The sequence below is a fragment of the Pseudoalteromonas sp. 78C3 genome (assembly GCF_002836695.1).
In the GTDB taxonomy this organism is placed as follows: Bacteria; Pseudomonadota; Gammaproteobacteria; order Enterobacterales; family Alteromonadaceae; genus Pseudoalteromonas; species Pseudoalteromonas arctica.
This window is the reverse complement of sequence record NZ_PJAV01000177.1, coordinates 35,813-52,232: the sequence shown is the minus strand read 5'-3', so window position 1 is coordinate 52,232 and position 16,420 is coordinate 35,813. Positions and strand designations below refer to the sequence as shown.

At 38.8% G+C, this 16,420-nt stretch carries 8 protein-coding genes; 2 read left to right on the top strand and 6 right to left on the bottom strand.

The features are described from left to right. Window positions 1–29: 29 nt before the first annotated feature. The 3 genes from CXF76_RS20285 to CXF76_RS20275 form a co-directional block, all read right to left on the bottom strand. Window positions 30–1,880, bottom strand: coding sequence for a glycoside hydrolase family 13 protein (locus tag CXF76_RS20285; protein ID WP_024590101.1), 1,851 nt, complete (start codon window positions 1,878–1,880; stop codon window positions 30–32). A 2-nt stretch (window positions 1,881–1,882) separates the two neighbouring features. Then, entirely contained in the window at window positions 1,883–3,373 is a 1,491-nt protein-coding gene (locus CXF76_RS20280) for a tryptophan halogenase family protein (protein WP_024590100.1), read from the bottom strand. Window positions 3,374–3,505: 132 nt separating this feature from the next. After that, window positions 3,506–6,289 (bottom strand): TonB-dependent receptor, encoded by a 2,784-nt coding sequence (locus CXF76_RS20275; protein ID WP_024590099.1) that lies wholly within the window; start codon window positions 6,287–6,289, stop codon window positions 3,506–3,508. 662 nt (window positions 6,290–6,951) lie between these two features. Here CXF76_RS20275 and CXF76_RS20270 point away from each other — a divergent pair. Continuing rightward, window positions 6,952–8,574 (top strand): alpha-glucosidase family protein, encoded by a 1,623-nt coding sequence (locus CXF76_RS20270; protein ID WP_024590098.1) that lies wholly within the window; start codon window positions 6,952–6,954, stop codon window positions 8,572–8,574. Between the two features lie 92 nt (window positions 8,575–8,666). Here the strand turns inward: CXF76_RS20270 and CXF76_RS20265 are convergent, their stop codons facing one another. Beyond that, window positions 8,667–9,212 (bottom strand): TIGR00645 family protein, encoded by a 546-nt coding sequence (locus tag CXF76_RS20265; protein ID WP_007582598.1) that lies wholly within the window; start codon window positions 9,210–9,212, stop codon window positions 8,667–8,669. Window positions 9,213–9,452: 240 nt separating this feature from the next. On the opposite strand from CXF76_RS20265, the gene CXF76_RS20260 reads away from it, so the two are divergent. Continuing rightward, a complete protein-coding gene (locus CXF76_RS20260) occupies window positions 9,453–9,695 on the top strand; it encodes a hypothetical protein (RefSeq protein ID WP_007582596.1) in 243 nt (80 codons plus the stop codon). Window positions 9,696–10,012: 317 nt separating this feature from the next. Here the strand turns inward: CXF76_RS20260 and topA are convergent, their stop codons facing one another. Together topA and CXF76_RS20250 are read right to left on the bottom strand one after the other, a co-directional pair. Next, window positions 10,013–12,721 (bottom strand): type I DNA topoisomerase, encoded by a 2,709-nt coding sequence (topA, locus tag CXF76_RS20255; RefSeq protein ID WP_101164480.1) that lies wholly within the window; start codon window positions 12,719–12,721, stop codon window positions 10,013–10,015. Between the two features lie 248 nt (window positions 12,722–12,969). Continuing rightward, the gene (locus tag CXF76_RS20250; protein ID WP_024590096.1) at window positions 12,970–16,305 is read right to left on the bottom strand and encodes a hypothetical protein; all 3,336 of its coding nucleotides are present in this window, start codon (window positions 16,303–16,305) and stop codon (window positions 12,970–12,972) included. Window positions 16,306–16,420 lie beyond the last annotated feature (115 nt).

Here is a 16,420-nt window from a genome sequence, read left to right as displayed (position 1 = left end):
AGTTGCTGCATACGTATTCACTTAAACATTCACGGCGTATTAATCACTAATACCGTAGCAGTCATTGGCTCTAAGTTAATACTGTTAGTTAGTTTAAAAGTGTGTTGTGTGAATAATGCCTGCGCATTGGCATTTTTTGGTATAACTTCTTGCATGTAATCAAGATTATGCTTTTGTGTTACTTTGTTTTTATTCATAAAAACTAATACTGTTTGCGTATCACTAACGCGAGCATAACTATAAACACCATTGTTCGGACTGAAATGAACGAGCTTACCCTTTGCAAGCGCCGGGCTTTGCTTTCTAAAGTTAAGTAGCGTGCTTATAGTTTCGTGCATATCGCGCTGATCTTTACTTAACCCGACTCCAGTAAACGCATTAGCGTTTTGATTTTTGAACCCACCAGGAAAATCAATGCGTATATCACCATGATCTTTACTCGGCGTATTATCCAATAATATTTCGGTTCCATAATATATTTGAGCAATGCCGCGCGTTGTTAAAAACAAAGTCATCGCCATTTTAGTTTTAGCTAAGTCTTGCCCAAGCTCCGTATATACACGGCTCATATCGTGGTTATCAGCAAACACCATAATGTTATTGGTGTCTGGGTATAAAAAATCGTTAGCTAATGACTGATATACTTTAACCCAGCCTGTGCTCCAACCCTCGTCTTCATTTAAAGCTCGAATTACCGCCTCTTGCAACGAAAAGTCCATCACACTGGGTAAGCTTGACACATACCCATCTTGATTTACTTTACCGCGCTGCCAATACGACGCTATTGCAGGGTTTGAAGTCCACTCTTCGCCAACAATATTAAAGTGTGGGTATTCATCCATAATGGCCTTGGTCCAATCACTTAAAAATGCTTTGTCTGAATAAGAATAGGTATCTACACGAATACCGCTTAAATCTGCGTATTCAATCCACCAAATTGCATTTTGAATTAAATACTCATTTAATAATGGTTGGCGCTGGTTTAAATCGGGCATGCTAGCGACAAACCAACCATCGCTAAACTGGCGTTTATCGTAGTTACTTGCGTGTGGATCTTGAATTGTTTGGCGCGCATGGCTTGTGGCATTTTTGCCATTTTCAAACTGCCCATTAAAGTTAATCCAATCTTGAGTTGGTTTATCCTTCATCCACGGGTGCTCAGCACCAAAGTGATTAAGCACCATATCCATAACAAGCCCAATGCCCTGCTCTTTAGCCTTTATTGATAACGTTTTGTATAGGTTATTCGATCCCATTCGCGGATCAACGTTGTAAAAGTCTGTAATCGCGTAACCATGATAAGAGTAATCTGGCATGTTGTTTTCAAGCACTGGAGTAAGCCAAAGCTGTGTTACACCTAAATTATTTAAATACGGTAATGCGTTAATAACACCTTGAATATCCCCTCCATGTCGCCCGCCTTTAAAGCCTGGATTTGCAGCTTCTAGCATGCTTTTAACGGTGTCATTTGTGGAGTCGCCATTTACAAAGCGATCTGGGTTAATTAAATATAAAGCATCTGCACTTGTGAAACCTTGGCGTTGCGCGCTATTTTTATCTCGGGTAAATAAAGGAAACTCAAAGCTATGCGCTGTATTAGTGCTGTTAAACTTGAGCGTTCCTGCTTTGGCGTTATCGCTAATATTTAAATGTAGGAAAGCATAATTAGGGTTGTCGGTACGTGTTACGTTATTAAGTTCAACCCCTTTATACTTATCTAATTTAAATTCTTCGTTAGCTATATTTTGCTCATGCACGAGTACTGTAATGTTATTTTTATTCATGCCGACCCACCAATTGGCAGGCTCTACATTAAGTGCATAACTAAAGCTTGGTAAGCTACATACGCTTACTAGTAAAAGTGTGTTTAAAAATCGCATTGTTATACCTTTTTAATGCTGGCTAAAAAATTCTGGTGAGTTGGTAACTGCGTTACAGTTGAGCTGATCAACGTTTTTAAAGTAGAGAATAAATCGCTCAGTTGGTCATCACTTAGTGAATCAACAATACTGTTATAGTCATCAGGGATAAGCCCTTGCCCTATCATGACTTGCTGCCAAGCAACTTCGGCGAATAGTTCATCATCTTCACGTATTACTTTGCCTGTGTGTTTAAATAAATTCAGTTTATGGGTAAGGGAATTTGGTATATCCATTTGCATGCATTGACGCCAAAACGGGGAGTCTTCTCGCTCGGTGAGTTTATAATGCAAAATAATAAAATCACGTATGTGCTCTAATTCAATAACGCTTTGTTTATTAAACTCCGTTACTAACGCATCGCTAATACCGTTGTGTGGAAATAGCTTAATTAAACGCGTAACCGCAGTTTGAATTAAATGAATACTGGTTGACTCTAGCGGCTCTAAAAAACCACTTGAGAGGCCAACCGACACCACATTTTTATGCCATTGCTTTAAACGCCGACCTGTTTTGAATTTTATAATACGGGGCTCTGTAATTGGCTCAGCGGGTAAGCTTTTTAGCAGTAACTGCTTAGCATCATCATCTGACAAGTATCTACTGCAATAAACAAGGCCATTACCAATACGATTTTGCAGTGGTATTTGCCATTGCCAACCAGCACTATGTGCAATAGATCGCGTATAGGGCTTAAGCTCATGAGTACTTTTTGTTTGTACGGCTACTGCACTATCGCATGGTAAGTAATGAGACCAATCAATAAACCCTGTATTTAGTGTTTGTTCAATTAATAGTGCACGCAGCCCGGTGCAATCTATAAATAAATCCCCACTAATTTGACTGTCGTTATCCAGTGCTAGGCTTTTAACATTGCCTGTATCGCATTGTTCAACATGGCTTATTTTTGCATCTATGTGTTTAACACCGCGCGATATAGCCAACTTTTTTAAGTATTCAGCGTAAAGCGTCGCATCAAAATGATATGCGTAACTCAGCCCAGGTAGTTGGGTATTAGGAATTGTATTGAGGGGTGCAAATTTATGCTGTTTAGCCGCTTGGTAATTGAGTGAAAAATCCCATAAGTCGTCTTCGTAGCCCGTAATTTGACCTTTTAACCAAAAGTTATAAAAATCGCAAAAGGGAAAATCTTTACCTAACGAGCCAAACGCATGCATGTAGCTATGCCCTGGCGTTTTCCAGTTTTCGAACTCTATACCTAATTTTATTGAAGCATTAGTGGCATTAATAAAATCTTGCTCGTTTATACCCAGCGCGTTATTAAGTTGAATAATGGGCGGTATCGTTGCTTCACCCACTCCTACCGTACCAATAGCTGATGATTCTATTAGTGTGATATTAATTACTTTACCTAACACTTTATTAAGCAGTGCTGCTGTTATCCACCCTGCGGTACCACCGCCTGCAATTACGACATGTTTTATTGGTTTCATATTATTGCCCACACTTTAATACAGCGCTCAATAAACTTAATTAAGCGAATTGGTATTAATCAGTGTTTGATAAACTAGCTATAAAAAAGCCCTTGTAAAACAAATCACAAGGGCTTCTACACACAACTTTTATTATAGCTTGTAACTAAAGCCTAACAAGTAAGTACGACCGTAATCTTGGTAGTCACGTACTTGTAGAGCATTATCGCCAGAAAGTGACGTAAACGGTTCTTCAGTTAAGTTTTGTACTTGAAACTGGACAGATAAACCTTCAAGGCTTTCAATACCGGCCTCAGAGAAGTCATAACCTGCTTGAACATCCCAAATAGTTTCACCTAAAATATCAACTTGTTCAGTGTTAAAACCTAAACCATATACATCGCCTTTAAAGGCACTGCGTTTGCGCATACTGGTACGTAATTGCATACCATGCATTTCGTAGTAAACTGTTAAGCTTTGAATTTTATCCGAAAGACCTGGTAGCTCGTAATCGTTACCGTTTTGATCTTCAATATCAGACTCAATACCAGTATGGCTGGCAATTAAACCAAAACCTTCAAGAGATGGGTGGAATATTTTAAATGGTAACGCTAGTGAAAGCTCGTAACCATATAAATCGCCACCGCCGCCATTTATTTTACCGCTGCCTGTACCTGATGATGTTGCAGGAACTTCACCTGTTGAAGGGTCAGCTACGCCTGACATATCAATTGCGTACGTGCCGTCAAAAATCCACTGGGTTAAGTCTTTATAGAAAAACGCAGCAGAGAAGTAACCTTCATCGCTAAAGTAATTCTCGTAAGTAAAATCGTAGCCGGTTGCTTCTTTAGGTTCTAAATTTGGGTTACCACCCGATACAGACCAGTAGTTACCATTTTCATCAGGTGTTTGATTATATGAAGCATTAACTGATGAATTCATTTCGTCTAAGCGTGCACGAGAAATTGTTTTAGCAACACCAAAACGTATCGTTTGTTGCTCATCAATCGCAAGTGACAGGTTTAAGCTAGGTAATACGTGCGAGTAATCATGACTTATGTTTGTAGGTGATGTAACAACCACACCATCAACAGTACTAAATGCATTACCTTGTGATGATTGATCAGTTTGTACATAACGCACGCCCACATTACCCGTTAATGCAAGACCGCTTACTTCAGCATTAATATTTGCTTGAATAAATGCAGAAGTAATTTCTTCTTTTACAGTCCACGATTTAGTCGCATGACTTGTATTTGTTAAGCTCTCTGCCAGTAAGTCGTAATAACCGTCGTTAACTAAGCCATTTACGTCATAAGCAATCATATCGCCCATGCCTATAAAGCCTAAATCAACACTTCCGTTTCGGTACTGTTCTGGCACATTAAGCATGCCTGGGTTATCAAGCGAAAAGCTAGATAACGTCATAAAGTAACCTTCTGAATCTTTTGTTTTCTCACGTTCTTTGTAAGACATACCAAATTCAATAGAGCTTATGTACTCGTTTTCTAATACCTTTGAAGCCGCTATTTTTAATGTTGATAGCTCATCTTCAATGGTCGGTGCATTAATAAAACCATCTTGCGCTTGGTTTTCATACTCAGTACCAGTTAAACCATATTTATCGTTAAGTGCAGAGCTTGCACCCCACGATAGCGGGCCACCTAACTGTATTAAACCATAATCGCTATAATCTAAATCATGTGAAAAAGTAGCCCCAGTGTTACCACCATTAAATGTGTAACCCAAGTTATCTGCAACACCGCGAGCATCGCCACGGCCAGTGCCTGAGTAGCTCTCAACACTCCAGATTTTACGGTCTACTTGTGAATAACTTGCATCAAACTCTACTGACCACGAATCGTCAATATCGTATTTAGTATTAAAACCAAAAGCTGTAAGTTCGGCTTCGCGTTCTTCATAATCGTTTCGAACTACTACACGTTGGCCTTGTGTTACTGCACTTGTTATAAAGCCAGATGCTTCATCAACTACAACACTATTTGCATCAATACTGCCTTGTCCCCATGCAAATGGAACTTCAATACCGCGTAGAATTTTTTCATCTGTAAAATCTACATATAACGCATCAAACGTCATGTTTAATTTGTCAGTAGGCGCCGCTTCTAAAACAAGCATTGCAGAATCACGCTCAAGCGTTGATGAACGCACGTAAGGTTTAGCACCACCTAAAATTGAATAATCGTTACCATTTTCAGTGAATTCTGGGTAGCCCCATGAGTTCCAACGTTTTTCTTGATTTGGTGAACTCATTGTATTTAAAGCAAAGGCAACACCAATTGTATCGTCAGCAAACTGGTCAATGTATGAAATAGTGCCTCGGTAACCGTCATCATTACCGTCTGGATTTAATTTACCAAAGCTGGTTTGCTCATACTGCCCATTTACTTGCACAACACGTTCGCCTTTACTTAAAGGGCGCACGGTTTGCATATTAATAACACCGGCAATACCTTCAGCATCAATACTTGCATTTGGCGTTTTATAAACGGTTACACCGCTCATTATTTCTGATGGATAAAGGTCAAACTCTACACCACGGTTATCACCAATCGATACCTGCTCACGACCGTTAAACGTTGTGCCACTTTCATTCTCGCCAAAACCACGAATAGAGACACGACTTGCTCGGCCGTCTAAGCGCTGTGCGGTTAAACCGGGTAAACGCGCAATCGATTCAGCAATTGAAGAGTCTGGCAGCTTACCTATATCTTCTGCAGAAATAGATTCTACAACCTGTGTAGAAAAACGTTTTGTGTTGATTGATTCTACAACACTGCCACGAAAGCCTTTAACTTCGATAACTTCTACATCATCTTTTTTTATTGTATCTTCTTGAGCAGCCTGTGTAGCAAAGCTTGATAAGCCTGCAGCTGTTAATGCTAAAGTTAATATACTTGGTTTGAACATAGACATAATGTTTTCCCGTTACCCATATTGTGATACCCGCGTTCAATGTTTAAGTGATAGTTAAACAAGGCGAGCTAATTTTGTTGTCAGGATGAATATTAACGCCAGATTTATTTTATTAACAACTTTATGCATACGTATTCAACAATTTCAATGTAGCCTAACATTAACATACATTACACGCATATAATTTTAACCATATGATTTTATTAAAAATAAACAAAACAAAAAACACTGAAAGGGCATGATAGATTAAATCTATTCTGTAGAAAACTAATAGCCTTCCTACTTGAATGTAAACAAGATGAAATTAATTAGCGCTGTTATATAACGTTTAAATAATTGCACATTTACTAAGTGTTAAATTGGTCAGACCATTTCTAGTAAAACCAAGGGTATATTTCCTTTATAGTACAAACTGTTAGGTTAAATTTAACTAAAAAATGAATGAATAACATAATTGGTAAACATTAAACACACAAAACGAACACCGCTAAAGATGCGCTAAGCGCTTATTTTAAATAATTTTATTGCATTATTTTTAGTGCATACGTATGCAGACTTTTTACAGAATTACAGGCTTCACGTATGCTTTTTGAAAATAACGTGATTAATCGTAATCACAATGAAGAATAATCTAAATACTGTGTGGAATGACGGAGAAAAGCATGACCCAAAAGCAGTGGTATAAAGGTGCGGTTATTTATCAAGTTTATCCGCGTAGCTTTCAAGATAGCAACAACGATGGTATTGGTGACTTAAAAGGGATTATTAATCGTATTGATTACATTAAAAGCTTAGGCGTTGATGCAATTTGGATTTCACCTTTTTTCAAATCGCCGATGAAAGACTTTGGCTACGATATTAGTGACTACCGTGACATTGACCCGCTTTTTGGTGATTTAAACGATTTTGATGAACTTATTAGCCAAGCCCATGATCGCAATATTAAAATTATAATTGACCAAGTACTAAGCCATACATCAGATCAACACCAATGGTTTACAGATAGCCGCGAAAATCAAAATAACGATAAAGCAGATTGGTATGTTTGGGCTGAAGCTAAAGATGACGGCACAGCACCTAATAATTGGCTGTCTATTTTTGGTGGTGGCGCGTGGCAGTGGGAACCTCGCCGTGGGCAATATTATTTGCATAACTTTTTAACCGAACAACCCGATTTAAACTTTCATAATCCTGACGTAAGACAAGCTGTACTTGATAACGTAGAGTTTTGGCTTAAAAAAGGTGTTGATGGCTTTAGATTAGATGCTATTAACTTTTGTTATCACGATGCACAACTTCGCGATAACCCAGCTAAACCAAAAGATAAGCGCCAGGGTCGTGGTTTTAGTGAAGATAACCCATACGCATTTCAGTATCATTACTACAACAACACTCAGCCAGAAAATATTGAGTTTATGCAAGACATTCGCACATTACTTAATAAATACCCAGGTACTGTATCGCTTGGCGAAATCTCATCAGAAGATTCATTGGCGACAATGGCGCAATACACCCAAGGTGGCGATAAGCTGCACATGGGATATAGCTTTGAGCTCTTAACAAATGATTATTCAAGTGAATATATTAGAACTACGGTTCAAACTCTTGAACAACGTATGACTGAGGGTTGGCCGTGTTGGGCATTTAGCAACCATGATGTAGAGCGCGTAGCAAGTCGCTGGAGCGAAAATGGCGAAATAAACCCTCAGCAATGTAAAATGCTAACCGCCCTACTTGCTTCCCTTCGTGGCAGTGTGTGTATGTACCAAGGTGAAGAATTAGGTTTAGGTGAAGCATCTGTCGCCTTTGAAGACTTACAAGACCCATACGGCATTACATTTTGGCCTAACTTTAAAGGGCGTGATGGCTGTAGAACGCCAATGCCTTGGGAGCAAGTTGATTCATCTCATGCCGGTTTTAGTGATGTAAAACCTTGGCTACCCGTTGATAATGCACACAAACAGCAATCAGTCGCTGTGCAAACTAATGATAGCAACTCAATTTTAAACGCCTACCGTGAATTTATGGCGTGGCGCAAAAGCCAAACTGTTTTACTTGAGGGTGATATTGAGTTTATTGAAACGCCTGAGCCTGTGCTTGCTTTTTATAGAACGCTTGGACCGCAAAAAATGCTGTGCATGTTTAATCTAAGCTCTCAACAAACAAGTATTGATATGCCAACATCAATCGTTAAAGAATACAATGAGCTTAGCCACCACAGCGCAAAATTAAGCCAAGACACACTAACACTTGAGCCTTTCGCTTGCTTTTATGCAAAGTGTTAATGACATCAATAATTACACTTAATATTACAGCTAAGCTCTAAACATAAAAAGCCCAAGTAAATTACTTGGGCTCTTTTATGCGTTTAATTTTTCTAATGACTTTGGGTTTTACTGTTTAAGTAGTCAGTTAAAGCAAATAAAACGCCTGACATTACAAACGTGACATGAATAGTCACTTTCCAAAGTAGCTCATCACTTGGATATGCGCCTGAGTTTATAAATACTTTTAATAACTCAACAGCCGAAATAGCGACTATCGCACTTATTAATTTCATCTTTAGACCTGAAAAACCAACTTTTCCCATCCAAGATGGTCTGTCTTCGTGATTATCAATATTAAGCTTAGAAACAAAGTTCTCGTAACCACTAAATGTAATGATCAGCAATAACCCCGCTAATAATGCCGTATCAACTAAAGTTAGAATACCGACAAGTAACTCTTGATTGGTTGCTGTAAATGTCGCAATACCCATTAAATAAAGCTGCTTAAAAAACTTTATTAACAACAGTACAACTGCAAATAGTAAACCCACAAAAAATGGGGCTAGTAGCCAACGCCCTTTAAAAATAAAAGATTCTAATGCATGCTCTACTTTATTAGCTTGGCGTGGTTTTTTATTAGGGGTGTGTGATGACATTGGTTTGTCTTTTAATTAAAAAAAGCGACCTTAGCTTATAAACCACTGCAACACAATGCTGCGAAATCCTGACAAGTAAATTACTCATCCTCACGATAAAAAAATTTCGTTATCTTTTATTTCGTTTTCGTTTAAAAATCAGTGTACCAACAGAGTTGTTCTGGATTGGGCACTACTGGTTTAAACCTAATCTTAAACTGGGTAAATCAGTCATCACACCATTTTTTTAGGAATAAACGAATGAAAAAAGCATTGCTAGCATTAATCGTAGCTCCACTATTTGCAGTATCTGCGACTTACGCGGTAGCAGACGATGCGCCAACAGCTTCAGCCGAAATGGTAAAAGAATACACAGAAATGTGTGTTAACTGGGCTAAAGATGATGACGTAAGCAATGAAGAGCTAAATGCCTACGTATTAAAATGCGTAAATGATGAGCTTGAATCTGAAGGCTATAAAAAAGTATCTTCTGTTAAGATTTAATCATACAAATTGCATTAAATTAGTGATCTATTATAGCGTTAAGAAAATAGCTCAATAGCAAGTGAAATAGCATGACATATAGTTGTTTTATATGAATGTTTTTTAACGCAGTGAGTGGGTTATTTAGTGCAATATAATGACCATGTTTTTAATAAAATTGGTATCTCCAATACGCTTAGTTGAATGTACTGCTAATAAAGCCGTTGCGAAAACATTTAACTAGGCACAAAAAAACCGGAATAGACACAAGCTGTGCGTTCCGGTTTTTTTATGGTTTTTTAAAACCTATAAGAAGTTATGAATAAGCGATAACGTGCTTATTCATCTTCTTTTTTAGCTTTCGCTTTAGGCTTTGCTTTAGCTGGTGCCTTTTTTGCAGCAGCTTTCTTTTTAGGTGCTGCCTTTTTCTTCGCTTCTTCTGTCCATTTACCTGCTTCATAATGAGCAGTCCAGCCAGTAGCTTTACCGTCAACTTCAGTCATAACATACTGAGCTTTATTTTTACGGCTGTAGCGTACAACAGCAAGATTACCATCAGGATCTTTAGCAGGTGCATCTGCTAAGTAATAAAACTTAGGCGAGATACGGTCTCTAAAGCGTTTTAACTCTTCTACCTTAGGTGCACGTGTTTCACGAGACTTAGGAAAAGTATTTGCAGCTAAAAATATACCAGCGGCGCCATCACGTAATACGAAATACGCATCTGACTTTTCACACTCTAACTCAGTAATGTGAACAGGATCTTCTTTTGGTGGAGCAGCTTCGCCACTTTTAAGTAGTTTACGTGTGTTTTTACACTCGTCATTATTACAGCCAAAATACTTACCAAAACGACCCGATTTAAGTTCCATGTCAGAGCCACATTTATCACATTCGATAATTGGTCCGTCATAGCCTTTAATTTTAAAGGTGCCTTCTTCAACAATATGCCCTTTACATGCGGGGTTATTACCACACACATGTAATTTACGGGTTTCGTCGATTAGGTATGAATCCATTGCAGTTTCACAAATAGGACAACGTTTCATCTGCATTAACTTTTCAGTTTCTACATCTTCTACATCAGCTGCAACTGCTTCATCACCCGACACCAAGTTCATTGTTGTAGTGCAACGCTCTTTTGGCGGAAGGCTGTAACCAGTACACCCTAAGAAAACACCAGTTGATGCCGTTCGTATACCCATTTTTCGGCTACACGTAGGACATTCAATATCGGTTTCAACCATCTCGTTAAGACGCATGCCACCGCTCTCTGGCTCGTCTTTAGCGACAGTTAATTGCGTTGAAAAATCAGCATAAAACTTATCTAGAACTTGAGTCCATACACGCTCGCCTTCAGCGATATCATCTAAACGGCCTTCCATTTTAGCTGTAAAATCAAAGTTCATTAAATCAGTGAAATTTTCAACCAAGCGATCGGTAACTATTTCACCCATTTTTTCAGCGAAGAAACGGCGGTTTTCTACACGTACATAACCACGATCTTGAATCGTTGATATAATTGACGCATAAGTAGATGGACGACCAATACCGCGTTTTTCAAGCTCTTTTACTAAACTTGCTTCACTAAAGCGCGCTGGCGGTTTAGTAAAATGCTGCTTAGGATCGAGTTCGATTAAAGTAAGGACTTCACCTTCTTTAACAGCCGGTAGTGATTGATCTTCTTCGTTTTTCTTACGTATCGCAGGTTGTACTTTTGTCCAACCATCAAAGCGTAGCACACGGCCTTTCGCTTTAAGCTGGAAGTCGTTAGCTGCAACAGTTAGTGTTGTTAAATCGTATTCAGCAGGTACCATTTGGCACGCTACAAACTGACGCCAAATTAGCTCGTACAGCTTTTTAGCATCGGCGTCTACACCTTCAACATGACCAGATAACACGGTAACGCTTGAAGGACGTATTGCCTCATGCGCCTCTTGTGCATTGCCTTTAGAGCTGTAGCTAATTGGATCTTTTGGTAAGTATTTAGCACCAAACTCGTTTGTTACATACTCACGACACATTTCAACGGCATCTTTTGAAAGATTAGTTGAATCGGTACGCATATACGTAATATAACCACCTTCATACAAACGCTGAGCAAGCATCATGGTCTTTTTAACGCCATAACCTAAACGCGTACTTGCCGCTTGCTGCATGGTTGAAGTAATTAATGGCGCACTTGGGCGACTTTTACTTGGTTTTTCTTCAACGCTAATTACTTTGTATTCTGCATTCTCAAGGCTTTTAACCGCTGCGCTAGCCTGAGCTTCATTTACAGGCTTAAAAGGCTTTCCTGCTTGTTTGGCTACTTCTAAACGTAATTCAGACTCAGTATTTTTAACGTCAGCATGGATATCCCAAAATTCTTCAGGGATAAACGCCTTAATTTCGCGCTCACGCTCTACTAATAAACGTACCGCAACAGACTGAACTCGTCCTGCAGAAAGTCCACGGGCCACTTTGGCCCACAATAAAGGTGATACCATAAAGCCAACAACACGGTCTAAAAAGCGACGTGTTTGCTGAGCATAAACCATATCAGTATTAAGCTCGCCAGGTGTTTCAAACGCTTGCTGTATTGCGTTTTTAGTAATTTCGTTAAAAACTACGCGCTTATATTTAGCAGGATCACCACCAATGATTTCTTGAAGGTGCCAAGCAATTGCTTCCCCTTCTCTATCCAAATCCGTTGCGAGATATATTTGGTCTGCATTTTCAGCCAGCTTTTGTAATTCTTGAACAACTTTTTCTTTACCAGGCAGTATTTCGTAATGCGGATCCCAGCCTTGGTTTGGGTCAATACCCATACGCGCGACTAAGTTTGTATAATCTCGTTGCTTTTTATACGCTGCTTTCTCTTCAGGTTCCATTTTACGAACTTCTGCTGGCGTTTTAGTTGCCGGCACTTTAGCTTTGCTCGAACCTGAAGTAGGTAAATCTCGTACATGCCCAATACTGGACTTTACGATGAAGTCATTACCTAAATATTTATTAATTGTTTTAGCCTTAGCAGGAGACTCTACAATTACTAGCGATTTGCCCATAGTTGCCTATTTCTAACCAAATATTAAAAATGTGTTTTGCCGACATAAGCGGCGCGAATATTTATAGGTATATCTACAAACACTAGTTGTTACAAGCTTTTAATACAAACTTTTCAGTATTTACTGAATAAACGAACAATTTTTGTCGTTAAATTAAACAAACTAGTGTTTTTAGATTAATTGATGTGGAATATATAGAACAGAAACAAAAATGCCAACCTAAAGGTTGGCATTTTTAAAATAAAGCCTTATTTACTATCGTAAATTTCGATTCCTTTGGAGACTGTTTTAGTGCCACCAGCCTGAGTAGTAAACTCAAATGTTATTGAAAGTACACCGTCAAATTTATCATTACCATCCGCTTCACGAGAAATACGAACATCTGAATACATTGGTTTATCCGTATTCGTACTTGGAATAATAGCGTTATTTTCGATAATAGATAAGTCACCATTTGTAGAGGCTATAGATACAGTTGTACCCGCTGGTAGTGGATTACCAAACTCATCTGTGTAGTGAATACGAACTGTAATACCACTTAGACCTATATCAATAGTAAGTGTTTCAGGATCTGTTTCATCTGGATCCGTATCATCATAATCTGGGTTATCAATAATAACGTTAACCGTAGATAGATTAATAGATTCAGCATCACAACGTTCTAGCACATCAGAACCTTCCAGAGAAGCAACAATAGAGCTTGAGCAATCTGCTGGTACGTAAACAGGATACGGCGCATCAAGAATATCCGTTGTTTTCAGCACAGAAAAACGAACATATGGGTTATCTCCAGACATAACCAATTCAATTTGTTTACGCACCTCAATTAGCTCTCGAGAACACTCACCTGCATTTTCAGCGGCTTCGCTACATAATAAGCCATTATATTTACCATCTGCAAAGTCATAAATACCGTCATTATCTAGGTCTCGCCATGTTTCATTATGACCACCTCGTGAAATTAACTCAGAACATTCATCCGTAGACGGGTCATAATTTGAAGCATCTGCATCACTACAGTTTGCTTTATCGAAGGCAGCATTTTCATTGTGATCTATAAATGCTTCAGGTAAATCGTAACTAGTATAATATTCACCAATATCAAACAAGCCATTGGTGCGTTTAACATCATCAGTAGTTTGCTCATCTACAAAGTTCTCTTGTCCTTTAGTGACAGCGAGAACACTTACACGCCCTCCCATAACAACACCATCAGCATTATTTTTAGCGCGTGTAATACCATTTATACAAGGAGCTGCAATACCAAAATATGGGTCACAATTTATAATACCTGTTTTTGGATTAATACCTTCAGTAGTTGTTGCGTCCCCATCAATATCGCCAATTCGGTTACCCCACTTATAATCATAAAATGGACGGTCCCCTTGAGAGCGCCAGGTTACAACACAGGTAGCATCGTCAGTTTTACAAGTAACTTCATTGCTAGATGAGCCAATAACACCAGCTTCAGCTAAAATAGTTGCTTCTACACCGTCACCGTTATAATTATTAAATTGGTCACCAAAATATACCGTAATATCATTTAAAACACCGTTATAATTAAGTGAGTTAGTATTAAACGTATTTGGGCTTGCATCAAAACTGTTTTGGTCTGTTACGCCCGAAGCCAGTGTTAATTGAGCCGATACAGAACTTATCTGCTCGCTCAATGGTACTAAAGTAAGTGTTCCGTCTGGACAAATTTCATTGTTTGGTTCTGATGTACACAGTTCTACATCATCAACCCAACATGTTAAGTCATCACCTTCAGGTAAATTATTAACATCTTCTTTAGAAATAAAACACGCTTTTACCACTAATGGACCAGGCACTATGCCAGATTCAACCGTTGTTTGAACAAAGCCTTCATTATTTGTATCACTTGTTCTAAGCGACAGTTTAGCTGCACCCACTGAATCTGTTAACTTGAAATCAATACGTTGCTGCGTGGATGCAAGGCCATCCGCATCTATTAGCTTAAATCTAACAATCGATTGAGTCGGGGCGCCGCCTTCACCTGGAGGTAATGCAATAAATGTTTCGCTGACATCAACAAACTGTATTGATTGTACCGCTGATGTTTCCACAGGAATAATCGTAGTAGCAGTAAAGTTTTTACCACCTGTCTCAACCGTGATATTAATATCATCATCAATACTACAACCTGTAGCTCGGTATGTTGATGTTGCGATACCACTTGATGATTTTACTGATGCATCAATTACTGAGTCGCCACTAATTACACAAGTTGAGCTGAACTCAACATCTGTTGGAGTTAAGTATAAATTACCATCTTCATCTAAAAGTGTTACTTCAATAACGGTACTACCACCTGCTTTTAAAGGAATAACATTTCCTGAAGTATCTTTATTAAGCCCGTTATCAACCTCTAGGGTTAAATCAGCAATACCTACAGCAAAATTAGTTGAATTACTTTCACCTACAGACGTTACAGTCACAGTACCTGCGCCACCAGTATTTCCAGGCTGCAATTTTAGTAAAGCAATACCAAAGTTATCGGTAAGGGCTGTCCCAGATGAAGGGAGAACAGAACCTAAATTTGTTGAAATATTAACAAGCGAATTTTTACTACCTTCACCACTTTGCTCATCAATGACTTCAACAAATAATTCACCTAGTTCTGATGAAGAGATTGTATTAGCTACCGTACAACTCGATGCTGCTTGTGTAGGGTCAAGTTTTACACTAGAACGATTATCGTCCCAGCCTGCGTTACAGCCTGTTAAGAGCTTTACTGATATAGAGAATTGTGCCAAATCAACTGGTGCAGAATCACCTGATGAATAAAATACAGCTGTATTACTCACTTCTGTTGAGTTCGTAGGATTATAAGTTGCAACAACTTGACCTGCGCCTTTAAAACTACCACTAGAGAGAGTCACTTTTGCCTCACCCGCTGAGTTTGTAATTGCAGTTCCTAAGTCTGGCGTTATTTTACCTGTGAAGTTTGTAGTAAATGTAACAAGTTGCTCGCTAAGTGCAACTCCATCATTTTTTAAAGTCGCTGTAACCGTGCCTAAGTTGTCAGTTGTAACCGGATTTGTATCCGAATACTTAGCACCATTTTCATCGACAATATTTACTGTTAGAGTTGTTGACCCACTAACACCAGTATCATCACCCTGCCCACCGCTTGATTGAAAAGCAAAAGTACTTGTATAAGATTCACCATCGACTGTATAAGTAGCGGTTACTTCTCCAGCACCGGCTTGAGCACCGGCTGTAAGTTCAACGGTTGCAATACCATCGTTCTGGGTTAATGCACTTGATGGAGACAGTTCACCAATCTCATCTTCTAATGTAAACGTAATGCGCTTACCCGCAACAATTACCCCGTCTTGAGTAAGAATTGCGCGTAAATCTAAAGAGGAGGTAGCGGTAACAGAATTTGACTCTGTTGCGTCTGTTTGAGAATACCCATTTAATGAAACCGAGTATGTAGCAGCCTCTGTAGTGGAATCACCATCACTTATAGAACCGTCTTTTTCAAGTGACCCACCGCCACCACAGGCTGTGAGTAAAAAACTTAGCAATGAAATGCCGAGCAGTCGCATTAAAGGCATGAACCTCTCCCTAGCGTTGTTATTATAATTAAAATTAATTTACACTTAATATTAACCTATAACTTAGTCTAAAATCACAGTTTTTTATTACTTTTTTGTGCAAAATATTTTTAAA